The sequence below is a fragment of the Streptomyces sp. V1I1 genome (assembly GCF_030817355.1).
In the GTDB taxonomy this organism is placed as follows: domain Bacteria; phylum Actinomycetota; class Actinomycetes; order Streptomycetales; family Streptomycetaceae; genus Streptomyces.
The window spans coordinates 3,717,034-3,738,658 of record NZ_JAUSZH010000001.1; the positions used below are offsets into that span (position 1 = coordinate 3,717,034).

The following is a 21,625-nucleotide window of genomic DNA, read 5'->3' on the forward strand; positions in this document are numbered from 1 at the left end:
CACCAACGGCGTTACCGGCCCACGTCCTTGGCCGAGCCGATGTGCAGGCCGCGCTGAAGCGGCACGACTTCGGACAGGTCTTCAAGCTGGCCCGGCAATGGGGCGGGATCAGCTTCCTGAAAATCGCCGACGCGTGCGACATCAAGCCGGAACGAGTGGGGAAACTGGCGCGAGGCGACGGCGCGATCACCACCTACGAGAAGATCGCGTACATCGCAGACGCCCTGGGCATCCCCGGCCACATGATCGGGATGGCACCGCGCCCATGGGAGCAGGCATCAACGCCCACGTCTGCAAGTCGCCCGGAGCTGATCTCCCCTCTCGCGACTGTCGCCCTAGGAATTGCGGGTGTTCTCGAGACCGATGATCTGGGAACCGTCGATCTCGAAGGAGACGAAGTGCAGCGCAGGAGGTTCCTCGCAGCGTCCATAGGCATCGCCACCAGTGCGGCCATGACGCCAGGAGCCACAGCCGGCCGCCGCATAGGGCAGCGGCAGGTGCAGCACCTTCAGCGGCGCACCACCCGTCTTCGTAGCCTCGATGACGTACTCGGCGGAGCCGACACCCGGCACATCTACCGCGCCGAACTCGGCACCACAATGAACCTGCTGCGCAACGCCTCGTACACGGAGACCACTGGTCGACAGCTCCTCAGTCTCGTGGCCGAGCAGGCTCAGCAGGCAGGCTGGGCAGCGTTCGACGCAGGCCGACAGACCGAGGCATCAGCCCTCTACCAGAAGGCCTTTCAGGCAGCGACAGAAGCCCGAGATGCTGCGCTGGCAGGCAACTCCCTCGCGTTCCTCGCCTACCAGCAGGTCAGCACCGGAACGTCTGGAGTGGCAACCGCCGCCGCGTCCTGCGAGACAGCCAGCGCGGACGCACCCCCGACTGTCCGGGCCCTTCTCTTTGAGCGTCGCGCTTGGGCCCATGCCAAAGCGGGCCAGGCCAAAGAGACCGAGCAGGCGCTCGGCCAGGCCGAAGAGGCGTTGACAGGGAACGGCAGTGACCGCCCCGGGCCCGACTGGTCGTCGTGGGTCGACACCCGCGAACTCCAGATCATGAAGGGCCGCTGCTGGACCGAGCTGCACCGGCCGCTGCGAGCTGTTCCCGCTCTCGAATCAGCCTTGGCCGATTTCACCGATGCCCACGCCCGCGACAAGTCTCTCTACCTCACCTGGCTGGCACACGCGTACCTGGACGCCGGTGAGGTCGAGCAGTCAGCAACAGTGATCACCAAGGCCATGGATCTCTCGACCGGAGTCGGCTCCGTCCGGCCCCAACAGCGCGCGAACGAGTTCCTGCTCAGGCTTCAGCCGCACCGGACGATCGCGCCCGTTGCCGAGCTGCTGGACCGCGCGGCCATGTGATCACTCGGCAACGCTGCGGGCGATCCAGTCCAAGCCGGCCGCAGAGCCCGCCACGATGGGCACCGCATTGATCTCGGGGTTCTTCCACGGGTGGTGCTCCAGCAGATGCGCTTCAAGTTCGGGGTACCGAGCCACCGTTGTCTTGAAGATCACCTGCCACTCCTCACCCTCTCCGAACTCGCCCAGGTGCCAGAACACCGAGGTGACGGGGCCGACCACCTGCGCACCCGCAGCCAGACGTGCCTCTGTCGCACCCTTGGCCAGTGCTACCGCTGCCTCGCGGCTCTCCGTCGCTGTGTACACCTGCACGCACTCAGTCATGAGCGAGAGCCTAGGGCGGACCACGACCCGCCAACCAGGGCCGCAATGCGTGCAGCTCAGAGCCACCGCGTGACAGTAGCCCGACCAAAAAGGCTATGAAGAAGGCTTGACTGTGGTCATGAGGCCAAGTTGTCAGGTGCGGTGATGTGCTTGCCCGCGCATTTCCCTGGGGTTGCCGTGGAAGGACGTGCCTCGTGTACGGCTGTCCGTACGTTCGTAATACGGCCGACATGCGGCGGCCGCTCGATGGCGATGCCTGCGTCGCCTTTAGGACACCGCCCGTTGACAGTCTGCCCAGATGTCGGCCGTCCCCGTCCCCCTCGACACCCGCCTCTGCCAACTGCTGGGGCTGCTGGGCTCGGCAGCGCTCGCCGCGGGCGGCGTGACCGCGGGTGCGCTGCCCGTACGGGATGCGCTCGCCCCCGAGTCCGGACGGGCCGCGCTCGGCCTGATCGCCGCGTACTTCGGACTCGTACTGCTGGTCGCTGCCTGGGCGCTGCTCGGGCGGGCGGTGCGCGGTCCCGAGCCTCCGGGCCGCCGCACCCTGCTGCTCACGCTCGGACTGTGGGCCGCCCCGCTGCTGCTGGCGCCGCCGCTGTTCAGCCGGGACGTGTACAGCTATCTCGCGCAGGGGGCGATGGTCGACGCGCAGATCGATGTGTACGCGAACGGGCCATCCCGGCTCGGCGGGCCGCTGAACGCCGAGGTGGCACCGCTGTGGCAGCACACCCCGACTCCGTACGGACCGCTCTTCCTCGCCTGCGCGACCGCGATAACCGACTTCTCCCGTACCGAGGTGTTCACCGGAGTGCTCGGCATGCGGCTGGTCGCGCTGCTCGGGGTCGCCGTGATGGTCCTCTGCCTGCCCACGCTGGCCCGGCACTGCGGGGCCGACCCGGCCACCGCGCTCTGGCTCGGGGCGCTCAACCCGCTGGTGCTGCTGCATCTCGTCGGCGGGGCGCACAATGACGCGATCATGCTCGGGCTGCTGGGCGCGGGGCTGGTGGCGGCGCTGGGCCGGTGGCCGATCCTGGCCGTCGTACTGGTCACCCTCGCCGCCTTGGTGAAGGCCCCGGCCGCGCTGGGGCTACTGGCCATCGCCCTGCTCTGGGGCCGACAGCTCGCGGGCCGTACCCCTCGGGTGAAGGCCCCACGCGTGAAGGCCGCGCTGGCCGTGCTCGGAGTCTGCGCAGCGACGACGGCGGCGACAACGGCCGTGGCAGGTACGGGATACGGGTGGATAGCCGCCCTCGACACCCCGGTCTCGCCGCAGAACTGGTCGATCACCTCATCACTCGGCCGGATGACGGGCGCGCTGCTGGAGAGCGCGGGCAGCAGCCTGGCCCAATTCGCCGCCCCTGCCTGGCACTTGGCGGGGCTGGCCGCCACCGCGCTGGCCATACTGATCGCCTGGCGGCGCCATCTGCCGCGCCCGGTGTACGCACTCGGGCTGAGCCTGATCGCGGTGGCCGTCCTCGGACCCGCGATACGGCCCTGGTACGTGCTGTGGGGCCTGTTCCTGATTGCCGCAGCCGGGCCCGCCAGACCGGTGCGCCGGGCGGTCGCCGCGGCGAGCGCCGTTCTGGCCCTGGCCGTACTGCCCAGTGGCTTCGCACCGGAGGGGCCGCAGGTGGCGCTGGCGACCTTCGGCGGAATCCTCGCGGTGCTCGCGCTGTGGTGCACGCACCGCATCGCGGGACGGGCCTCGTCCCGCGCCGGGACCGGACCGCTGGGGAGCGCCGCATGAAGCTCACCGCTGGGGAGCGCCGCATGAACGGGGAGCGCCGCGTGAATCGGGGAGTGCCGTATGAACGGGGAGCGCGGTATGAAGGAGAGTCCCGCATGAAGGGGTGCCCCGCATGAGGGGGAGCATGGCCTTGCCGACGAGCACGCGCGGACGGCTGCTCCTGGTGGGGGGTCTCGCGGCGGCCGTCGGGCTGTTCCTCGCGACGGTCCCGCTCCACCGGGACTGGTTCGACCTCGGCGTCTACTACGGAACCGTCGAAAGCTGGAAGCACGGCGGGAGGATCTACGACTATCTGGTACCCGGGACGCACTACGGCTTCACCTATCCGCCGTTCGCCGCCCTGTGCATGCTGCCGATGACCCTGGTCGACTGGCCGAGCGCCGTCGCGATCAGCACGCTGCTCAATCTCGCGGCGGCGGGCGCGATCCTGTACTGGACGGCCGGCGCCGCCGTCCGCCGACAGGGCTGGTCCCGGTGGTTCGCCTTCGCCGTTGCGGGCTGTCTGTTCGTCCTGCTGGAGCCGGTCCGCGACACCTTCAGCTTCGGCCAGGTCAATCTGCTGCTGCTGGCGCTCGTGCTCGCCGACGCCTGGCTGCTGTCCACCGGCCGCGAGCGGTTCGCGGGCCTAGGCATCGGCCTCGCCGCCGCGATCAAGCTCACCCCCGCCATCTTCATCTGCTACCTGCTGGTGACCCGGCGCTGGCGTGCCGCCGCCACGGCCTCGGGCGTCGCGATCACCGCGACGCTGCTGGCTCTGTGGGCGGCCCCCGACGCGTCCCGCGTCTACTGGACCGAGGCGATGTGGGACACGGACCGAGTCGGTTCGCTCGCGTACGTCTCCAACCAGTCCTGGCAGGGAGTCCTGGCCAGACTCTCGGAACCGGGCGCCCCCAGCCGCCTGGTGTGGGCGGTCGGCGTGATCGTGCTCCTGTGCGTCTGGGCCTGGCGCGCACGCCGCGCGGTCGCCGTGGGCGACGAGATGGCGGGCTTCGCGCTGACCGGTCTCACGGCCTGTCTCATCAGCCCGGTCACCTGGGTGCACCATCTGGTCTGGCTCTTCCCCGCCCTCGCCGTACTCATCGACGCGGGTCTGCGCCATGGGAAGGAGGACCCTAGGCGACGGCGGCTGCTGAGGTGGGCCGTAGCGATATACGTGGTGCTGTGCAGCAGCGTCGTATGGCTGTGGAGCTGGGACGCCACGGGGGTCGACGGCTTCCTCGGCAGCAATACGTACGTCTGGATCTCGCTCGGCCTGCTGCTCGCGCTCCCACTGCGGGAAGGCGCGCCCGCGGCGGCCGCCCACCCCCTCCCCCGGCCTGCGGGGTCTGCAACGATGGGCGCATGCGCGCACGCTACGGAGTACCCCTGGGAATCACGGCAGTCGGCGCGGCCGGCCTCGCCTACGCCGCCGGCTTCGAGGCCCGCTCCTTCCGCCTCCGACGGCTGACGGTTCCGGTGCTGCCGCAGGGGATGCGGCCGCTGCGCGTACTCCAGGTCTCCGACATCCACATGGTGAGCGGCCAGCGAAAGAAGCGCGCCTGGCTCCAGTCGCTCGCGGGCCTGCGCCCGGACTTCGTGGTCAACACGGGCGACAACCTGTCCGACCCGGAGGCGGTGCCGGAGGTCCTGGACGCGCTCGGCCCGCTGCTCGAATACCCCGGCGTGTACGTCTTCGGCTCCAACGACTACTACGGCCCCAAGCTCCGTAACCCCGCCCGCTATCTCTTCGAGAAGGCCCAGGGCCGGCACGGCCTGAACGGCAACGCCCCGGCCGTCGGCGTGGTCCACAACCCGTGGGAGGGCCTTCGCGACGCCTTCGACGCGGCGGGATGGGTGGGCCTGAACAACGCCCGTGGCCACCTGAAGCTGGACGGCTACGAACTCGCCTTCACGGGCCTCGACGACCCCCACATCAAGCGCGACCGCTACGACCGCGTCGCGGGCGGCCCCGAACCGGGCGCCGACCTGTCACTGGCCGTCGTCCACGCCCCGTATCTGCGCACGCTCGACGCCTTCACGGCGGACGGCTACCCCCTGATCCTGGCGGGCCACACCCACGGCGGCCAGCTGTGCATTCCCTTCTACGGGGCGCTGGTCACCAACTGCGACCTGGACACGGCCCGCGTGAAGGGCCTGTCCACCCACCGGTCCGACGGAAACGTCTCGTACCTCCACGTCTCGGCGGGCTGCGGCACGAACCGCTACACCCCGGTGCGGTTCGCGTGCCCGCCGGAGGCGACGCTGCTGACGCTGACGGCGCGGGACTGAGGGCGGTGCGGGGACTGGGGATGGGGCACTGGAGTGGGCGCCGGATGAGGCCCTGGCGGGGGTGCGAAAACCGGATTTCGCCTGCGGGCGCGGGTGGGCTAAAGTAATCGATGTCGCCGCGACGCCGGTGACATCGGGGTGTAGCGCAGCTTGGCAGCGCGCTTCGTTCGGGACGAAGAGGTCGTGGGTTCAAATCCCGCCACCCCGACAGCTGAAACACCAGGTCAGGGCCACCTTCTGATGTCAGTAGGTGGCCCTGATTTGTTGCGCGGGGCCTTCCTGGGAGAAAACTGGGAGAAGATCTTGGAATCTGTCTCCCGGGACCGTGCTATCGACGCTCGGGCAACCGCGCTCTCAGCAGAGCGTCGAGCACCGCTACCGGCGACCTCGGACTCATAGCGAGTCGAGCATCCAGTGCTCTCTCCCACTCCACTGTCAGTCCTGACATGAGCGACGCGCGCATCTCCCGCGTGATGTGGGAGTAGCGGGCCTGGACGGACCCGTCCATGTGCCCCATGCGCTCGTCCATCAGCTTCGGCGGGATGCGCAGCTCCTCCATTCGCGGCGCGCGCTGGCGCCCCTCCCCCGCGCGGGAACGCCAGGCCAGGGCTCGGCAAGCAACGGAACGGGACGTGCCTCCTGTGGTGCTTTCTTCGGGTACCAGCCAGACGCGGCCGGCGTGAAGAGCCAGGTAGCGAACCCGTTGCGTCGCCAGTGGGCTGCCTGGTCCACGGCTCCTCCGCCCCGAGTGAAGCCGAGAGCGGCGATGGCCTCTCGGACGCGTGCCTTGGTGGCTTCCGCCACGGCGTCGGGCCGGTTGATGACGTTGGATACGGTGCCTGTGGAGACACCGGCGCGACGGGCAACGTCGACCACCTTCGCTCCGGTCTCTCCGGTGCGGGACTGGCCCTGTCCACGAAAGACATACGTCTTGCCGTGACACGGGCAGGGTTCTGACCTAGTGCGGGCAACGTGCTGAGCCAGAAGAGCAGTCAGCCACGGCGGGACATCGAGCGTGCGATAGCTGTCGTCCTTGGGCGGGCAACGCTCGAACTGGCCCGAGTCGAGTTCATACAATTGCCACTCCACCCGCAGGGCCGCCGGGCGAACGAATTCGGTTTCCAGACCGACGACTTCGCCCCAGCGCATGCCCGTGTAGCCCTTGGTGACAACGGCGACGAACTCGTCGTCTCGCCCGGACAGCAGGGAGGCGCGTTCGGCAGTGAGCAGGATTCCGAGGGCGTCTGTGACCACTTTTTCGGGAGCGCGATCCTTGGAGCGGCCGGCGCGCTTACCTCTGCCACGGCGTTTCGCAGCGGGATTCGCGTCGATCAGTCCTTCGTCCACCGCGTCTTCGAGAACCAGGTGCAGCGTCCCGCGCCATGTCTTGACGCTGGATGCTGCGTACAGGGCCCTTTCCTTCTTGTCCCACGCATCGACGTCCGTGCGCCGGATCGACGCGAGCGGGCGGTCCTCGAACTCAGGAAGTAGGTGTTCTTCGAGGTGCCGGCGGTAGTTCTGCATTGTGGACGCGGCCAGGTCCTGAGCTGCGTACCACCGTGATGTGTAGTTGCCGAAGGTGACCTGCCCTGCGTCAGGGTCTTTCCATCCACCCGAGCGAACCCTCGCCTCTTCAGCGTCAGCGGCGCGCTTGGCCTCACGCTTGGTACGGAACCGGATGGTGATTCCGCTGTGATCAGCGATGGTGCCGTACTTGCCGGTTGAGATCTTGTAGCGGCCACGCCAGTACGTGCCGCGGTCTTCCGCGAACCCCATGGTCCCTCTCATCGCAAGGCGAAGGGTGGGAGTCGTCGAAGGACTCCCACCCATCTGGTCTGTTTCTTCGTCAGGCGGCCTTACGAGCACGCCGCGGACGTCGCGCCCGAAGCTTCACCACGGCTGTTGCTGTGGAGTCGGAGGTGCGCCGCACACTCGAAGCGGCCGTCTGAGCAGGCGCGTCACGCTGGCTGGGGCGTTCCTCAAAAATGCGGAAGATCTCTTCCACATGGCCCTTCGTGAAGCGGTAGCCGCTGCCACTGCGGATGAACGGGATGCGGCGGCGGCGCGCCTGTTCCTTCACCCACCACTCCGAGCAATCAAGGGCTTCGGCAACTTCGGCGGGTGAGTACGTCGGAGGAAGGCTGAGATTCTTCAGTCCCGGGTTCATGACTCCCCTTAGTGGAAGTACAGCGACGGGAGGCTGGTCCACCCCCCTTTCTCAGGTCCGCTACATCCGCTACGCCGCTACATCGCAGGTCAGCGGCGTGTTTTGTGTAGCGGACGGGTTGGATGTAGCGGCTACGGCCGTTCGCGGAGTGCGAGGCCGTAGCCGCTACATCGGGGTTTGCCGCTACAGCTTGTGGGCCTGTGAGCTGGGGTGTAGCGGCTGTAGCGGAAGTAGCTGACTCTCAGGGGCGGGTGCGCAGTAGCGCTGCCACGCGTCGGTGAGGTCTTCGCTGTAGTAGCCCTTGAGGATGCCGCCGGTGGTGCGGATGTTGCGGGAGGCGATGGGCTCGTTGTCAGCGGTCATGTACTCGCCGAGCATCCGCGAGAGACGCCGGTTGTCGAGTGGCTTGCCGTTCAGGTCGGCCCATGGGGCGTCGTCGAGGGAGTTGAGGCGGTCGAGGATGGCGATGGTGGGCAGTTTGTCGACGCCCACCATGACGTGGTCGCGTAGGTCGGTCAGCAGCCGCACGCCGAGGCTGCCTTTGTCGTTGAGCTGGGATGCCTTGACCAGGGTCACGCAGGCTTCGCGGGCTCGCCGGGGCCAGTCGCCCCCAGCGGCGTCCGCGATGGCGAGCAGCGGTTCCCATACGTCGGCGGGCCGGTCGGTGACGCCCTCGGGCATCTCGGGCCAGGCGCCCATGACCCATCCGCGGGCTTGCTCCGCCCAGTCGGCGAGGCGGTCGCGCAGGGCGGTGCCTTCCTTTTCGTGCAGGCGGGCGCGGAAGGGTTCGACTTTCTCGTTCCGGGCCCGCCGGCGCATGCGGATGATGACCGATCGGGTCAGGATCGTGTCGGGCAGTGAGCCGAGGCCTGCGACGGCGACGGCTGTGTAGGACGGGAACGGCGTCACGGTCTGGCTGTCGCCGACGCACCGGTAGGTGACGCCCGTGCGACGGTGGCCGGCGTTGAGGAACCCGCGCAGTTCTTCGTTGTCGCCCGCCTTGGGGCCAAAGACCGTGTCGATCTCGTCGAACAGGATCGTGGGCCGTCCGTCCGGTCCGGACACTGCACGGAAGAGAGCAGCCGCTGAGGCGTTCACGGCCACCATGGGGTGCGGGACAAGGGTTTCCACGATCTCCAGCGCACGCGACTTGCCCGACCCCGGTTCGGGGGAGAGGAAGGCGATGCGGGGTGTGGAGTCGAAGCAGTCGAGCAGGTGGGCGTGTGCGTCCCACAGCGCGACGGCGACGTAGGCGGCTTCGGTGGGGAAGATGTTGAACCGGCGGTGGAAGGCCTCAATGTCGTTGAGCAGGGCCGCGCCGTCGATGGACGGCGCGTTCGAGGTGCTGGTCATGCGGCGGTCCTCCCTTCCTGGGGAGTGCGGAGCGGGCATACGTCGCGGTGGGCGGCGTGGGTTTCAATGAGCCGCAGGACGTCGCTTTTGCCTTTGGCGGAGCGTTCGAAGCCGCACCTGCACCAGGCGTGACCGAGGGCGATCCGGCACCATGAGGTAGGTGCGGTGACCCTTAGCCACGCGATCGGGTACCGGCCGTCTCCCTGCTGCGTGTCCGGGCGAACAGCAGCAGGGACGCCTTCGGCGACGTCCTTCGAGACGCCCAACGCCGCCTCGGGGAGAGCCGGTTGGGCGGGGTGCAGACCGTTCGCGCGGGTGTGGCCTTCCAAGGGGGGATGGAGTGGGGTGTTCATGCCGCATCCCGGGGCCGGGCTTTGCGGATGGAGCCGTCCAGGGCGCTGCGGATCGTGGCGCGGCACTCCGCGGCGGTGAGTCCCTGCGCCTCCCCCGCCGCTTGGAAGGCCTCCTCCACCACGTGCCTGGGGATGTCGCCCCACGCGACGAAGCGCCCCACCTTGAAGGCGCACCGGTTCAGCGTGATGTTGCGCTGCTTGTCCGGGGCCGCTGAGACCACGGCGCACTCCGACTCCAGCGCGGCAAGTGCCGCACGGTCGCCGCTGAACGACGGGAGCCTGAGCGGTCCGACAGGCCGTGCGGGAGCCGGTTGGAGCAGCCGCAGCAGCCACGCGGGCAGCGGGGCAGCCGTAGATCCGCCTACGGCCTCGTACGGTCCGGCGGGGGTGACACTGCCCGCTGCGACGACGTAGCCGCCCCACGCGCGGGTGTCGACCAACGGGGCAATGGTGCCTGCCGTGTTGGCCAGCCGCACGCCCGCCGGCGCGGTGAAGTACAGGTGTTGGCCACCGCTCGCAGTCCGCACCCGGCAGGTATCGGGGACGGCGTTGCCGGTGCGCTCGCAGAGCGCCTTGAAGGTCGCCACGCCGTCAGGCGTGTCCGCATTGCTGTAAGGCTTGGGCATGTCGAGATCGACGACCGCCAGCCCGGAAGGGCCGGTGGCAATACCGACGTTGAACGCGCCCCGCGCCCAGGTGGCGCGGATGCGGTCCGGGTCCGTCGTCGCGCGCTGCTCCCACTTGCGGTGCCCGCCCTCACACGGACCAGTGCGGGGACACGAGGCCTCCCCGTGGAGGGCAGGGCGCTTGGTGCCCGGACGGAGCGGGAAGACGTGCCAACCACATCCGGCGGCCTCCAGCGCTGCGCTCATCAGGTTCGCGCTCATGCGGCTACCTCCAGGGAGAACAGGTCGAGCATTAACGGCCGCGGGCCGCCTGCTCGCCCGATGTCGGTGGGTTGGTTCATGCTGGAGACCTCCACAGGTCTGTTGAGGACTGGAGAACCGGGGCGGCCCCGTGTCATTGGCGTGAGAGGGGGCCGCCCCGGGCGTAGCTAGGGGTGGTCGTCGGTGGGGAGTTCGGGCAGGCCCGCGCTCTCAAGGGCCTTGGGGTCGAACCCGGGCAGGGCCGCGCGGGTGATGAGCGCGGTGGCGAGGGCTTCGGCGTAGGCGGCCCCCGATCGAGCCACCTCGATCTGCGCTCCGGCCTGTAGGGCCGCCACGCGCTCGATGTGCGCGCGTTCCTCGCGCCGCTCGCTGGTGCGCCGCCCGTACGCGACGCTGTCGCGGCGGTCGGTGCGCCAGTAGCGGGCCGCGAGCCCGTACGCGACGGCGGTTGCCAGTGCCCACAACAGCAGCGGCAGTGACCAGCCGTCCGCGTATCCGGCGACCCCGGCGAGGGCGAGCCCTCCGGAGGCGGCGAACGCGGTTCCGGCTATGACGCTGTCACCGCGGCGACCGGCCGAGGCGAAAGCGCCGGCCGCTGCGGCCCCGGTGGCGAGCACCACCATCAACGCGGCGTTGCCGCCGGAGTGTTCAGCCCCGTTCGCGTTCCAGATCCGGCCGAGGATGAGCACGGTCGATGTGGCGATGGCCGGGGCCGCTTTCGGCAGGGCGAGGGCGAGCGTGTGGCGGGCGACGATTGGTTCGTTCATCACGGGCTCCCTACAGGTCGCCGATGGCGTTGACGACGGCGGTGGTGAGGTCGTTGACGGGCTGGGCCGCGCCGGTGGAGGCGAGGTAGAAGCCGAACATCACGGCGATGAACGCGGCGCCGTAGCCGAGGGTCTTGGAGCGGAGCAGGAAGAACAGGACCAGTCCGAACAGGGCCACGAGCGAGACGGTGATGGCCATCGGGGTTTCCCTTCCGGTGGGTTAGCGGGCGCCTTCGCGGTAGATCCGTGAGGCGCGGTTGTAGATCCAGCGGCCGACGCGTATCCGGCGGCCGGTGGCCTTGCAGCGGCGGCAGCTCTTGCCACGCTTGAGGCGGCCCTTGCGGTCGGTCTTCATCGCGAAGCCCCAGCCGCGGCACTTGCGGCAGGGTCCGAACGGCGACGCGGCGCACAGGCTGCCGTAACCGAGAGTGATGGCGAGTAGGCAGGCGATAGTGAGCAGGGCAGGGGTCATGACGGGCCCTCCCAGGCGGTGTTCAGGGATTTCCGCAGGTTGGCCGCTATCCGCTAGCGGCCTAATCAGGCGGCATGTGAGGTGCTAGCGGGGCCGCTAACGTTAGCGGGGGTTGCTGCTAGCGATAGCGGCCCCGAAGCGTCATCCGGCGTCGCGGTTTCGGTCACGCTCCGCAATCGCCGCCGTGATGTGGGCGCGTTCGATACCGCGCCGGTTGACGACCTTGCCGTCCACGCGGCGGCCGATCTGCACCGGCTTCACGCCGTACGGCTTGAGCGCGACCGCGAGCCGGGCCGCGTCCCACTCGCCCGCGTCGTCCTTCCACGTCCCGTACAGCTCCGGACGCAGGTCGGCGAGACGGGCAATGACGGTCTCGGACCACACCTTGGACTCGCCCCCAGGGACGACGGCCACGATGTCGTCCAGCAGGGTGTCGGCTGCCGCGCGCCGCTCCGGGGTCTGGCCCGCGGCCAGTCCGGTGAGTGTTCCGGCCTGTTCGCGTGCTGTGCGGGCGCGGTCGCAGATCGCGTCGGCGGCGGGGCCGTCGATGTAGTAGGTGCGCACGATCTGCGGGTCGTCGGTGGCGCCGACCAGGTAGCCGATGCCCTTGTCGGACTTGGTGAACGAGGTTGCCTGGATGCCGTTCTTGTAGGTCGAGGTGCCCAGGATCATGTCGTTCTCCATCTGGCCCATCACCCGCAGGCAGAACCGGGTGCCGACGTTCGCGCTGATCGCGGTGGGCAGCGACTCCTTGTCGGGGCGCTGGGTGGCCAGCAGCAGGATCACCCCGAGCGCCCGGCCGCGCTTGATGATGGCCGTGCACAGTGCGCCGGCCTCCTTGCCGTACTCGGGGTGGGAGAACAGTTCCTGGCACTCGTCGATGGCCAGCACCAGCGGGTGCAACCCGAGCGAGCGGTTCGCCGCGAGTTCCGGGGTGACCTTGTTCTCCGGGCACTTGTCCTTGGGCAGTGAGCTGATGACCTTTGCCCGGCGCTCCAGGTCGCCGTAGACGTAGCGGATCGAGTCCAGCGCGGCGGCGCAGGTGTCATCGTCCGGCCCGGAGCCGTAGTCGGCGGCGACCTTCGCCAGCCCGGCCAGGTCGCCGGTGCCCTTCAGCTCCCACACCAGCAGCTCCGCCAGCACATCCAGCGCAGCGGCCAGCAGCGGCGTGCGCAGCGAGAACGTCTTGCCCATGCCCGGCATCGCGCCGATGAGGACGTTGTCGTACATCAGGGTGAGATCGATGTTGCGCCCGCGCTGGTCGGTGCCGAACGGCAGCGGCTTGAACAGCGACGCGGTCCCCGACTTGGCCAGCGGCCACCGGGGCGGATTGACCTTGTTCAACGGCTGCATGCCGACCCACAGCATCATCCGACCGGCGTGCTCGTCCGGGACCGGCTCGGGCCACACACAGCCCAGCGGGCGACGGAGACCGGAGGCGAGTTTGGCGCGGCGTTCCAGGATGTCCGGCACGGTCACCCCGTAGGGCAGGTCCACATCCGCGCGCCAGCCCGGCCCGTCCTGGCGGACCGGGTGCGGGAACTTGATGCCCTCCCCGCCCTTGCCCAGCGCCTTGTTGATCTCGGCGATACCGAGCGAGCCCAAAGCGCGCTCGATGCTGTTGGCGGTCGGCTTCTCCACCTCGGTCGGCACCACAGCGCGGGTGATGACCGGCTTGTCGGTCGGCGCCCCGGTGAAGCCGAACACGGCGACCGTGGCGGCCACGGCCACCGCGAGAATCCATGTGGGCGCGAGGACAAACAGGGCCAGCGCCAGGATGGGGCCGACGATCGCGGCGAGGGTGAGCAGGATCGCCCGCAGGCGTACCCGGCGGTCGCGCTGCCTCGACAGCTTCAGGTACTCCTCGACGTTCTCGCGGGTCGCGGCGGCCTGCCGCAGCGGCTCGCCCTCCGCATCGGCCACCCACCGCAGGGTGCCGCCAAGGAACTTGGCAAACCCGACCGGGGAGCGGGCGGTGAGTACGGCCGCGTAGTACGGCGTGCGGACGGCGTGGAAGCCGACGGAGTGGCCGACGTGTCCGGCCAGCCACCCGGCCGCATCGGCGAATTCCGGCTTGGAGCGAGCCCACGCGGGCAGGACCGACCGGCGCTTGGCCGACCGCATCCGGTCCCAGAATCCCGGACCGGCGGGAGTCGGTTCGTCGACCATCACCACCGCGTCGGGGGTGGAGTCGTCCGACCCGTCGGCCGACTCGCTCGGCTCCGGGTGGGTGAGCGAGTCGGGTGCGAAGTCGGCCGACCCGCCACGGGCCGACCGGGCCTTACCCAAGTCGACTACCTCGGCACCCGAGTCGGGTCCCCATTCACTTTCGAGTCGGCGGAAAAGTTGGTTTTCGTCGTCGTGATTCACTGAACGTCCCTCCCTGGGACAACGGGGTTGGAAGGGCCCGGCCGACGCTGTGAGAGGTGAGCGGTCGGGCCCGTCGCGGAATTGACGCCAGAGGCGAACCCTGTAGCGGATTCGTCACGTTGGGTTGAAATTTCGCCGCGTGCCGGTGACCAGCGCCTACGCCGCTGAAGTAGCGGGGTAGGCACAGGGCACGCACATGCCGAGCGAGGTCGGAATGCAGTACCCGGCATCGGTCCGGCAGGCGGGGCAGGTGCGGCGGGCAGTCATCGCCTTGGCGAGCGCGGCCCGCTTCGCAGAGGTCATCGGCCGCACGGGCTTGGCACGGTCGATGCGGTAGAGGTAGGCGACCAGAGCGCCCGACTTCCGGCCCCGGCAGCGCCGCATCACCTGCGCGGCGATCGGCTGCCCGCCGGGCCGTAGCCCGCGGGCACGGAGCTGACGGCGGGTGGCGTAACCGTCCGGGGCGACCCGCCACGGAAAGGTCGAAACCAGCGGGTTCGCAGAATCTGAGAGCTGCCTGAGGCTGAACCCGCTGCTGGTTGGCGTGTTTGGGCGGGTGAGGCCAGCGAGTTGGTGACGCTCTTGATCGCTACCGAGCCTGCTGGTTGGGTGGCTGGCATGACTGAGCTTGGATCCGTCGCCTGGCCACCTGCCCCGATCAGGACCGAGAGGCTCGTGCTCCGTGAGCCCGAGGCCCGGGACCGTGCGACGTTCATCGAGCTGCTGGCGTCGCCAGAGGTGCACACCTACCTCGGCGGTCCCCGCGCTCGTGACGAGCTTGAGCGTGAGATACCCGGGGTGCCCGAGCGGTGGCCCGGGAGTTTCGTCGTTGATCTCGACGGGGCGATGATCGGCCAGATCCTGCTCAGGCGAGCAACGGAGCACCGTCGCCCGGCTGCCGTGGGGAAGGCCGATCTCGGCTACCTGTTCCTGCCGCGAGCGTGGGGATTCGGGTATGCCGCCGAGGCGTGCGCGGCGGCACTCGATTGGTTCGACGGTGTCCTTCCCGGCGAGCCGGTGGTGCTCGCCACCCAGACCGCCAACGTCAGCTCGATGCGCCTCGCGGCGAAGCTGGGGTTCACCGAGGTAGAGCGGTTCCATGCCTGGGACGCCGAGCAGTGGCTCGGCCTGCGGTCCCCGGTCACGTCCTCCGTTTGAGCTCGTGCTCGTCAGCACTGCGAGGGCGGAGCCCAGCGCTGATGAAACTCATGAACAGCTCATCAGGCGGACACGACCGAACGCCTCTCGAAACGCTGTCCATTCTCGTGGGCGAAGTCAGCTATGCCTGGGTGGGGTCAATCGTGAAGCGCTCAGGGTGGGCGGCGCGGACGTAGTGGATCGCGGTGTAGGAGGTGATCCCGAACAAACGCATCAGCCTGACCGGATCGGCGGTCTCCCGTGCTTCGTCCAGGAGTCGGTCCTGTCGGAGCTGGGTGAAGTTGATGCCGATGCGGTCGCGGAGCGATGAGAAGTTGGCGATTCCCACGGACGGGCGGTTGATGTGCAGTGCGGTGAGAGCGCTGACGATCAGGTAGGGGTTGGTACTCAGCGGCCATCTTCGGTGGCGTTCGGTCAGCCATTCCTTGACGAGTTGCAAAGCGAACTCGTCAAGGCAGATCTCGTGATCGAGCCGGTTTGGCCTGCGGATTCGTAGTCGTCCTGTGGACCGGTCAAGGTCGTCGAGGAGGATTTCGGCGACTTGCTTGGGGCGAACCGCGTAGACAGCCATCAGGACCAGAGCGAGTCTGTCCTTGGTGCCGCCGGCCTGGTTCAGCAGGCCTTTGAGCCGGTCCGCCGGGATAGGCCGGGGGACTCTGACCGGGGTGGTGAGATGCACGTTTCTGGCTGGATCGCGGAAGATTCGACGCTCGCGTCGCAGGGCTCGGAACAGCGAACGCAGTGAGGTGAACACCGAATAGTTGACGGCCGCTGTCTTCACCTCCTGCTCAGTCACTTCGCCCAGCGAGGCGAGATGCTCCCAGGCTCCGAGGACGGCAACAACGTGGAGGGTGTAGCCGCGGATCGTGTTCCAGGGCATCGGCGGCGAGGGGCGTTTGCCGCAGCCCCTGAGCACGGATATCCAGGTGCGGAGATCGGCCTGGAACTGGGCTGGCGCCTGGCTCACCCACCGGCGAACTGATGCCTCATCGGTGCCCATGGCGTGTGAGTCGACGACCAACATGCCCTTGACCTGTAAGAATCCAGCGACCCGGACGGTGTTGTAGTACGGGGAGAGATCACCGACGCCCAGGACGTCACGCTCGAGGATCGGACTCTCGGTGCCGAGCCAGGCCAGCAGAACACGCAGGGTGCGAAGACTCTTCTTGCGGGTGGCGCTCGACCACGCCTGGGCTCGGGCGAGCTGGTCGAGCTCGCCGATGATCGCGTGGCCTCGTTCGCTGATCTTCAGCAGGCCCGGGTTCTGGATGGCCTTCCAGTTCCGCTCCGGCGTCGGGAAGAGTTCGAGTTGAGCGGGATCGATCAGATGCTTGGGCCAGTAGCGGCGCTCTGACCGCCGCTGTTGGGCCTGCCGATCCCGTGCGTTGTTGAGGTCGCGGCCCGTCTTGTTCGCGTAGATGTCGATGTCGCCGCCGAACCACAACTGGTCAGGAATGGGGGCGTCGGCCAGGGTCTGCTCCAGTTGGACGACGCGGCAGCGTCGACACCGTCCCAGGGAGAGAGGCAGGGTCCGATGACAGCGTCTGCAGGTTCCCTCCCCGCTGGACCGTCGCCAGTTCTTGCAGGCGGAGCACAGTTTCGCGGTGGTTCCTGACCAGGACAGGCAGTGCTCGCAGCTGACGGCCGGCGGGTGAGGGTGAAGCGCGAGGTGCCATCGGTTCGGACGCCGTCGCAACAGCTCCGCACGGCGGAAGATCTCCGTCAAGGGTCCGCGCAGTTGCGGCAGTTGGGCGATGTCCTGTTCGGTCACCAGGGGTTGGTCGGCCTCCCGGACGGCGAGAGCGAGGCGGGCCATGTGGAGAGCAAGCCTTTCCCATGCGTCGCTCAGGTTCCGCTCGGCCGCCATCTGGGAGATCGCGGCAGTCAGGGCGGGCAGTTCCGCGAAGTGCCGGTCCGTGATCCGGTGTGCGTGGTCCACCCTCAGCACCCGGGGCGGCGACGGCCAGGACAGCTGGCCGTGTACCTGTATCGGGCAGATCCTTGGGTCGTCGCGGACAGCTGGCGCGTCCGACTCTGGCGACCACGGACGCCAATGGCCATGCGGAATGGGCAGCTCAGGGAAGCGGAAGACCCGCTGACGCCAGTGCATCGGCCCCCCGGTCTCAGTTGGGCGGAAGGCCGCGCAGACCGCGGCCCGTTCCCGGGACCGGCCGAACCACGGGACCGTGCTCGGGTCGAGCACCCGCCACCCGGCGCTCTTCCTGCTCCCGAGAGGCGAGATACGGCCCAGGCTCGGCCTGCATCAGATCCGCGACGGTGCAGTCCAGGGCTGCACAGATCTTGTCCAAATCCTCCAGCCGGACCGTGACGGGCTTACCGCTCCACAACGCAGCGACCTTGCTCAACGAGGGAGTGAAGCCCACCTCGGCCAGGACCGTCTGCAACTGGGTCGGGCGCCAGATGTCGCGCTGGGCGGCGACCATCCGCAGATTCCACTTCACCCTCATGCCTCCATGCTCAAACGTCGCACTGCCCGGCGGGCAGACTGCAGGCTCGCCAACTCGGGGTCTGCCTGGACGGTCGAGAGGTAGCCGACCGTCGTACTGGCCCAGATATGACCGAGGACCTTCTGCACATCCCAGAGCGCCATACCGCTCTCGTAGAGGTGCGTCGCCCTCGCATGCCGCAGAAGGTGGGGAAACAAGCAGGTCACCGGGCCTGGAAGGTAAAGACCGCCAGCAGTCTTGAGTGCTTTGCGAAACGCGTCGGGACGCACCGGCATGGCCACGGTGATGTTCAGAGCCGCCACTGCCCGCGGCCGCCGCTCCGAGGGGAACAGCGGTGCGGCCGGGTCCGATGCGTCGTCGCTGAACAGGCCGCGGACTTCCTCGATGTACCACCACAACAGTTCGCGTCCCTCCGCGAACAGATACGCCTGCCGTTCACGCTTCCCCGACCCGCCGGCCCCTTTGCCCTGGACCACGAACCGGCCCCACTGGCCCAGCTCCCAATGAATGTCTCCGAGACGGACCGCGCACAACTCGCTCGCCCGGACACCGGAGACATAGGCGATCTTCGCCATCACGTAGTCGCGAACGGCCACCTGGTACTTGCGTGCTGCCGGTAGTGAGGCCCGCCACTTGGAGAAGCACTCTGCCAACGCTCGCTGCGAGGGAGGAATCCGCAGTCCGAAGTCACCGCGATGCACGGGCCTGTTGAAGGTGTCGACCGGTGACTCGACCCTGGCCCCGAAACGACGTGCGATCTCCCCGGCGTACCGCTGTTCCAGGAACGCGAAGTAACTGTCGAGCTTGGTCAGCTTGCTCCGTACCGTCGAACGGGCCCGGCGCCCTGGGCCGGTGTAGAACCGGTCCACATGCCGTGGGGTGAGCTGCCACGGCACCAGGTCATAGAAGGAACACAGCTCCAGGACCGGCCTGACCAGGTTCTCCAAGGTGCTGGGAGCGAGGCCGGCAACATCACGGGCCCACAGGTACTCCGACACGGTTTCCAGATAGAAGCCCTGTTCATCGACGGCATCGCTCTGTGCGGCAGCCCGCCGCTGGAGTATCTCGACATCGGCCAGGCCCTGGCCCTCAACCTCGCCCGAGCCTTGTGCGTCGCTGTCCTCCGCCTGCCCAGTCAGCAGCGTCAGACGGCGGCGACTTCCCGAATCCTGCATGGCATCGCAAGTTACTGGCCAAGCTCGCAGAATCTGCGAGTTACTGCGGATACCTCCCACGTACGGGTGACGATCAGCAAAGAGGCTCCCACCTCCTCACTTGCACTCTTCTCAGCAGGAAGAGCACAAACGAACCCGCGTGAACTCCAATTGGGATGCCGTACGTGGTGCCGTTCGGGTCGTAGCACCTGCCGAACGTCGGCGACATCAGGCAGCCACCGGCTCAAGCTCCGGACGGTCACCGCCGCCTGCGCGCTCGGTCTTGAGTGCGTCCCGCAGCATCCGCGCGTTCGCCGCAGACACCCGCACCGTGGTGCGGATACGGTCCGCGGTCAGCTCAGCATCCGACCAGGTAGCCGTAGCCTCACGCGCCGCGGCCAGCAGCTCGGCAACGGTGCGGGATGCCTGGCCCTTGGACTTGCCACGGCGCGCGGGCCTCGGCTTGGCCTTCGGCCCGCCCTCGGCAGCGCGGTCAGGCTCGGGCCCCGGGTCCGGATCGGCCGGCACAATCGCCGGAGCCAATTCGCCCAGCTTGAGCAGCACGCGGGTGCGCTGCGGGGTGTGCTTGCGCCACCGTCGCCCGTAGGTCTCGCGCAGCTCCGCGCGGGCCAACTGCCGTTCCTTCTCCCGCTCCAGCGCCACCGCGTAGGAGGTGATCTCCCACAGCGTCATGCGACGCCACAGGGCGAAAGTGGAGGGGAAGGCAAGCAGCCACCGCCCGAACCGGATCTTGTCCATGCGCCGGCCGGTCGCGGCCCCAATGCGGACGGCGTAGATGTGGGCGCCGATCTCGGAGAAGACCACCCACAGCAGCGGCATAGTTCCGTGGGCCACCTTCGCCCACACGCCGTGCCCGGCCGCGACGTTCAGCCCGCACGTGATCAGCGTGAGCGCCCAGGGCACGAACCGCACCCAGGCGAGCGCCATATCCATACGGATCAACAGCAGGTTGGCGACCGTGAACACCGGGATAGCCACATCGATACCGACCGGCAGCATCCACGGCGAGACGAAACCCCACTGTGCGGCAGCCACCGACACGGCATCGAACGAGGCCACCAGTCCCAGCGCCCCGACCCCGGCCGCAGCAAGCGCACCCGCACCGGCCAGTCCCAATTCCGGGCGGGTCAGCGGCGGCACTCCCGCCCGCGCAGTGGCCGGCGGGGTGGTCATGCCGCCACCGCCTTGCCACCACGCGGCCGACGACGACCGGCGGGGCGCGCCAGCGGGATGACGTTGAACAGTTCCGGCGCGAACGCCTCGATCGCTTCCGCGGCGACCCGGCTCACGTCGTCCGGCAGCTCCGGGTAGTCGGTGAGGATATCCCGCGCCGCGTCGAGCCGTGCGGTTCGCTCCATGTCGCTCTCGCCCCCCACCCCCAGCCACAAATCCAGCGGGGTGCCGAGCGCGAGCTCAACGAACTCTGTGGCCGTAACAGCCACATGACCAGCAACGATGTTCTTCATGGGTCGTACTCCTCTCAAGGCGGAACGGCCCAAACCAGCGGCCCCGATGTTCGAGCACCGGGGCCGCGCGCCGTTGGAGACCAGGAAATGTCCGGCTCCCCTCAGCCCCGCCCGTACGAGACGGGCAGGGGAGGCAACCGGCCGCAGCACCCGAGGCACTGCGGAAGGGTCGGGGTTGCGCTGTTCATCACGCGGAGGTCCGCGTGGCCGCCTACTTGGCCGAGGAGAGGCGGCGTGATCCCCATTCAGTTGTCAAGGAACAGACGCTTCCTTCGAACCCGTTTCACGGGGCCCTCCGGGCGCGGGCACTGCGCGTTCGTGCTCGACACCCCCGTGCAGGCGGGCATAAAGCCGGAGCACCGAACGCTCCATAAGACGTCCTGTCCTCAACTCCTCTTTAGGAGCTCCATCGACTATGACGGACAGGGCGACGGTCGTCAACTCCTCTTGAGGACTTATGCTGAGACGGTCAACAGACCAGGGACGGTGAGCTCCACATGGCTAAGCAGTACGAGCGGATCGCAGACGGCCTTCGGGCGCGCATCCGTGCAGGTGAACTGGAGCCGGGGCAGCGTCTGCCCGCGGAGACCGCGCTTGCCAACGAGTACAAGACGAGTCTGCCGACCATGCGCGATGCGTTGGCGCTACTGCTCACCGAGGGCCTGATCGACAAGAAGCACGGGGTAGGGAACTTCGTGCGGAAGCCGCGCCAGCTCGTGCAGCGGGACAACCGCCGGCACCAGTGGGAGAAGGACCGCGCGCGGCTCACGGAAGACGAGCGACTGGGAACAGGAGCCACGGAGCATGACACGGGACTGACCGTCTCGGATCTCGTGTTCCGTGCCGACTACCGCGAGACAGAAGCCAGCGAGGACCTGGCAGAGCAGTTCGACGTGCCGGTCGGTACGCGCCTACTGGAACGCGTCTACCGCACGCACCACCGAGACGAGGAAGCGCCCTTCAACGTTGCGCACTCGTACCTCGTCTACGACATGATCGCGAGCAATCCGGATCTCCTCGATCCCTCCAAGGAGCCGTGGCCCGGCGGGACACAGAATCAGTTGCACACCATCGGCATCGAGCTGGACCGCATCGTGGAGCACGTCACTGCGCGACCACCCACCTTCGAAGAGACCGAGGAACTTGGTCTACAAGGTGGTGTGGCGGTAGTGGTACTGCGTAAGACTTCGATCGATACGGACGGTCGCGTAGTGGAGGTATCCGAAGTGACGTTGCCAGGCGACCGGACAGAGCTGATTTTCACCACCCCCTTGGCAAGGTGGTGA

Annotated in this window: 20 protein-coding genes, 1 tRNA gene and 1 pseudogene; 7 read left to right on the forward strand and 15 right to left on the reverse strand. The window is 68.3% G+C overall.

Annotation, left to right across the window (positions count from 1 at the left end):
• Positions 1 to 41: 41 nt before the first annotated feature.
• The gene (locus QFZ67_RS17385) at positions 42 to 1,367 is read left to right on the forward strand and encodes an XRE family transcriptional regulator (RefSeq protein WP_307661999.1); all 1,326 of its coding nucleotides are present in this window, start codon (positions 42 to 44) and stop codon (positions 1,365 to 1,367) included.
• Here the strand turns inward: QFZ67_RS17385 and cutA are convergent, their stop codons facing one another.
• Positions 1,368 to 1,688, reverse strand: a complete 321-nt coding sequence (cutA, locus tag QFZ67_RS17390) for a divalent-cation tolerance protein CutA (protein ID WP_307662000.1) — start codon at positions 1,686 to 1,688, stop codon at positions 1,368 to 1,370.
• Between the two features lie 298 nt (positions 1,689 to 1,986).
• Here cutA and mptB point away from each other — a divergent pair, with 298 nt between their 5' ends.
• The 4 genes from mptB to QFZ67_RS17410 all read left to right on the forward strand — a co-directional run bounded on the left by mptB (position 1,987) and on the right by QFZ67_RS17410 (position 5,911).
• The gene (gene mptB, locus QFZ67_RS17395) at positions 1,987 to 3,435 is read left to right on the forward strand and encodes a polyprenol phosphomannose-dependent alpha 1,6 mannosyltransferase MptB (protein ID WP_307662001.1); all 1,449 of its coding nucleotides are present in this window, start codon (positions 1,987 to 1,989) and stop codon (positions 3,433 to 3,435) included.
• 124 nt (positions 3,436 to 3,559) lie between these two features.
• Positions 3,560 to 4,882, forward strand: coding sequence for a glycosyltransferase 87 family protein (locus QFZ67_RS17400; RefSeq protein WP_307662002.1), 1,323 nt, complete (start codon positions 3,560 to 3,562; stop codon positions 4,880 to 4,882).
• A complete protein-coding gene (locus QFZ67_RS17405; protein ID WP_307662003.1) occupies positions 4,777 to 5,703 on the forward strand; it encodes a metallophosphoesterase in 927 nt (308 codons plus the stop codon). The genes QFZ67_RS17400 and QFZ67_RS17405 overlap by 106 nt, the downstream gene beginning before the upstream one ends.
• 134 nt (positions 5,704 to 5,837) lie before the next feature.
• Positions 5,838 to 5,911, forward strand: a tRNA-Pro gene (locus tag QFZ67_RS17410).
• Positions 5,912 to 6,031: 120 nt separating this feature from the next.
• Here the strand turns inward: QFZ67_RS17410 and QFZ67_RS17415 are convergent.
• The 9 genes and pseudogenes from QFZ67_RS17415 to QFZ67_RS17455 all read right to left on the reverse strand — a co-directional run bounded on the left by QFZ67_RS17415 (position 6,032) and on the right by QFZ67_RS17455 (position 14,564).
• Positions 6,032 to 7,479, reverse strand: a pseudogene (locus QFZ67_RS17415) (LacI family DNA-binding transcriptional regulator).
• 70 nt (positions 7,480 to 7,549) lie between these two features.
• The gene (locus QFZ67_RS17420; protein ID WP_307662004.1) at positions 7,550 to 7,870 is read right to left on the reverse strand and encodes a helix-turn-helix domain-containing protein; all 321 of its coding nucleotides are present in this window, start codon (positions 7,868 to 7,870) and stop codon (positions 7,550 to 7,552) included.
• Between the two features lie 183 nt (positions 7,871 to 8,053).
• Positions 8,054 to 9,223 carry a DUF3631 domain-containing protein gene (locus QFZ67_RS17425; protein WP_307662005.1) on the reverse strand — a complete coding sequence of 390 codons (1,170 nt, stop codon included), beginning with the start codon at positions 9,221 to 9,223 and terminating at the stop codon, positions 8,054 to 8,056.
• Between the two features lie 349 nt (positions 9,224 to 9,572).
• Positions 9,573 to 10,463, reverse strand: coding sequence for a bifunctional DNA primase/polymerase (locus QFZ67_RS17430; RefSeq protein ID WP_307662006.1), 891 nt, complete (start codon positions 10,461 to 10,463; stop codon positions 9,573 to 9,575).
• Between the two features lie 167 nt (positions 10,464 to 10,630).
• Positions 10,631 to 11,230 (reverse strand): hypothetical protein, encoded by a 600-nt coding sequence (locus QFZ67_RS17435; RefSeq protein WP_307662007.1) that lies wholly within the window; start codon positions 11,228 to 11,230, stop codon positions 10,631 to 10,633.
• A gap of 10 nt (positions 11,231 to 11,240) precedes the next feature.
• Positions 11,241 to 11,429 (reverse strand): hypothetical protein, encoded by a 189-nt coding sequence (locus QFZ67_RS17440; RefSeq protein WP_307662008.1) that lies wholly within the window; start codon positions 11,427 to 11,429, stop codon positions 11,241 to 11,243.
• Between the two features lie 21 nt (positions 11,430 to 11,450).
• Positions 11,451 to 11,702, reverse strand: coding sequence for a hypothetical protein (locus QFZ67_RS17445; RefSeq protein ID WP_307662009.1), 252 nt, complete (start codon positions 11,700 to 11,702; stop codon positions 11,451 to 11,453).
• Positions 11,703 to 11,843: 141 nt separating this feature from the next.
• A complete protein-coding gene (locus QFZ67_RS17450) occupies positions 11,844 to 14,072 on the reverse strand; it encodes a cell division protein FtsK (RefSeq protein ID WP_307662010.1) in 2,229 nt (742 codons plus the stop codon).
• Positions 14,073 to 14,228: 156 nt separating this feature from the next.
• Positions 14,229 to 14,564 carry an RRQRL motif-containing zinc-binding protein gene (locus QFZ67_RS17455; protein ID WP_307665874.1) on the reverse strand — a complete coding sequence of 112 codons (336 nt, stop codon included), beginning with the start codon at positions 14,562 to 14,564 and terminating at the stop codon, positions 14,229 to 14,231.
• Positions 14,565 to 14,690: 126 nt separating this feature from the next.
• Here QFZ67_RS17455 and QFZ67_RS17460 point away from each other — a divergent pair, with 126 nt between their 5' ends.
• On the forward strand, positions 14,691 to 15,230 hold the full coding sequence (locus QFZ67_RS17460) for a GNAT family N-acetyltransferase (protein ID WP_307662011.1): 540 nt from the start codon (positions 14,691 to 14,693) through the stop codon (positions 15,228 to 15,230).
• A 121-nt stretch (positions 15,231 to 15,351) separates the two neighbouring features.
• Here QFZ67_RS17460 and QFZ67_RS17465 read toward each other — a convergent pair whose 3' ends face one another.
• From QFZ67_RS17465 to QFZ67_RS17485, 5 genes are all read right to left on the reverse strand, one after another.
• Complete coding sequence (locus QFZ67_RS17465) at positions 15,352 to 17,169, reverse strand: hypothetical protein (RefSeq protein ID WP_307662012.1); 1,818 nt, start codon at positions 17,167 to 17,169, stop codon at positions 15,352 to 15,354.
• Between the two features lie 184 nt (positions 17,170 to 17,353).
• Positions 17,354 to 17,692: a helix-turn-helix transcriptional regulator gene (locus QFZ67_RS17470; protein WP_307665875.1), complete on the reverse strand. Its 339-nt coding sequence runs from the start codon at positions 17,690 to 17,692 to the stop codon at positions 17,354 to 17,356.
• Between the two features lie 2 nt (positions 17,693 to 17,694).
• A complete protein-coding gene (locus QFZ67_RS17475) occupies positions 17,695 to 18,873 on the reverse strand; it encodes a site-specific integrase (RefSeq protein WP_307662013.1) in 1,179 nt (392 codons plus the stop codon).
• 207 nt (positions 18,874 to 19,080) lie between these two features.
• Positions 19,081 to 20,046: a DUF2637 domain-containing protein gene (locus tag QFZ67_RS17480; RefSeq protein WP_307662014.1), complete on the reverse strand. Its 966-nt coding sequence runs from the start codon at positions 20,044 to 20,046 to the stop codon at positions 19,081 to 19,083.
• A complete protein-coding gene (locus tag QFZ67_RS17485) occupies positions 20,043 to 20,339 on the reverse strand; it encodes a hypothetical protein (RefSeq protein ID WP_307662015.1) in 297 nt (98 codons plus the stop codon). The genes QFZ67_RS17480 and QFZ67_RS17485 overlap by 4 nt, the downstream gene beginning before the upstream one ends.
• Positions 20,340 to 20,836: 497 nt before the next feature.
• On the opposite strand from QFZ67_RS17485, the gene QFZ67_RS17490 reads away from it, so the two are divergent.
• Positions 20,837 to 21,625, forward strand: coding sequence for a GntR family transcriptional regulator (locus QFZ67_RS17490; protein WP_307662016.1), 789 nt, complete (start codon positions 20,837 to 20,839; stop codon positions 21,623 to 21,625).

What these genes read in the sequence shown, in the direction of transcription:
- cutA (WP_307662000.1), bottom strand. Translation starts at nt 1,688, where the DNA reads ATGACTGAGTGCGTGCAGGTGTACACAGCGACGGAGAGCCGCGAGGCA.
- mptB (WP_307662001.1), top strand. Translation starts at nt 1,987, where the DNA reads ATGTCGGCCGTCCCCGTCCCCCTCGACACCCGCCTCTGCCAACTGCTG.
- QFZ67_RS17400 (WP_307662002.1), top strand. Translation starts at nt 3,560, where the DNA reads ATGGCCTTGCCGACGAGCACGCGCGGACGGCTGCTCCTGGTGGGGGGT.
- QFZ67_RS17405 (WP_307662003.1), top strand. Translation starts at nt 4,777, where the DNA reads ATGCGCGCACGCTACGGAGTACCCCTGGGAATCACGGCAGTCGGCGCG.
- QFZ67_RS17420 (WP_307662004.1), bottom strand. Translation starts at nt 7,870, where the DNA reads ATGAACCCGGGACTGAAGAATCTCAGCCTTCCTCCGACGTACTCACCC.
- QFZ67_RS17425 (WP_307662005.1), bottom strand. Translation starts at nt 9,223, where the DNA reads ATGACCAGCACCTCGAACGCGCCGTCCATCGACGGCGCGGCCCTGCTC.
- QFZ67_RS17430 (WP_307662006.1), bottom strand. Translation starts at nt 10,463, where the DNA reads ATGAGCGCGAACCTGATGAGCGCAGCGCTGGAGGCCGCCGGATGTGGT.
- QFZ67_RS17435 (WP_307662007.1), bottom strand. Translation starts at nt 11,230, where the DNA reads ATGAACGAACCAATCGTCGCCCGCCACACGCTCGCCCTCGCCCTGCCG.
- QFZ67_RS17440 (WP_307662008.1), bottom strand. Translation starts at nt 11,429, where the DNA reads ATGGCCATCACCGTCTCGCTCGTGGCCCTGTTCGGACTGGTCCTGTTC.
- QFZ67_RS17445 (WP_307662009.1), bottom strand. Translation starts at nt 11,702, where the DNA reads ATGACCCCTGCCCTGCTCACTATCGCCTGCCTACTCGCCATCACTCTC.
- QFZ67_RS17460 (WP_307662011.1), top strand. Translation starts at nt 14,691, where the DNA reads ATGACTGAGCTTGGATCCGTCGCCTGGCCACCTGCCCCGATCAGGACC.
- QFZ67_RS17475 (WP_307662013.1), bottom strand. Translation starts at nt 18,873, where the DNA reads ATGCAGGATTCGGGAAGTCGCCGCCGTCTGACGCTGCTGACTGGGCAG.
- QFZ67_RS17480 (WP_307662014.1), bottom strand. Translation starts at nt 20,046, where the DNA reads ATGACCACCCCGCCGGCCACTGCGCGGGCGGGAGTGCCGCCGCTGACC.
- QFZ67_RS17485 (WP_307662015.1), bottom strand. Translation starts at nt 20,339, where the DNA reads ATGAAGAACATCGTTGCTGGTCATGTGGCTGTTACGGCCACAGAGTTC.
- QFZ67_RS17490 (WP_307662016.1), top strand. Translation starts at nt 20,837, where the DNA reads ATGGCTAAGCAGTACGAGCGGATCGCAGACGGCCTTCGGGCGCGCATC.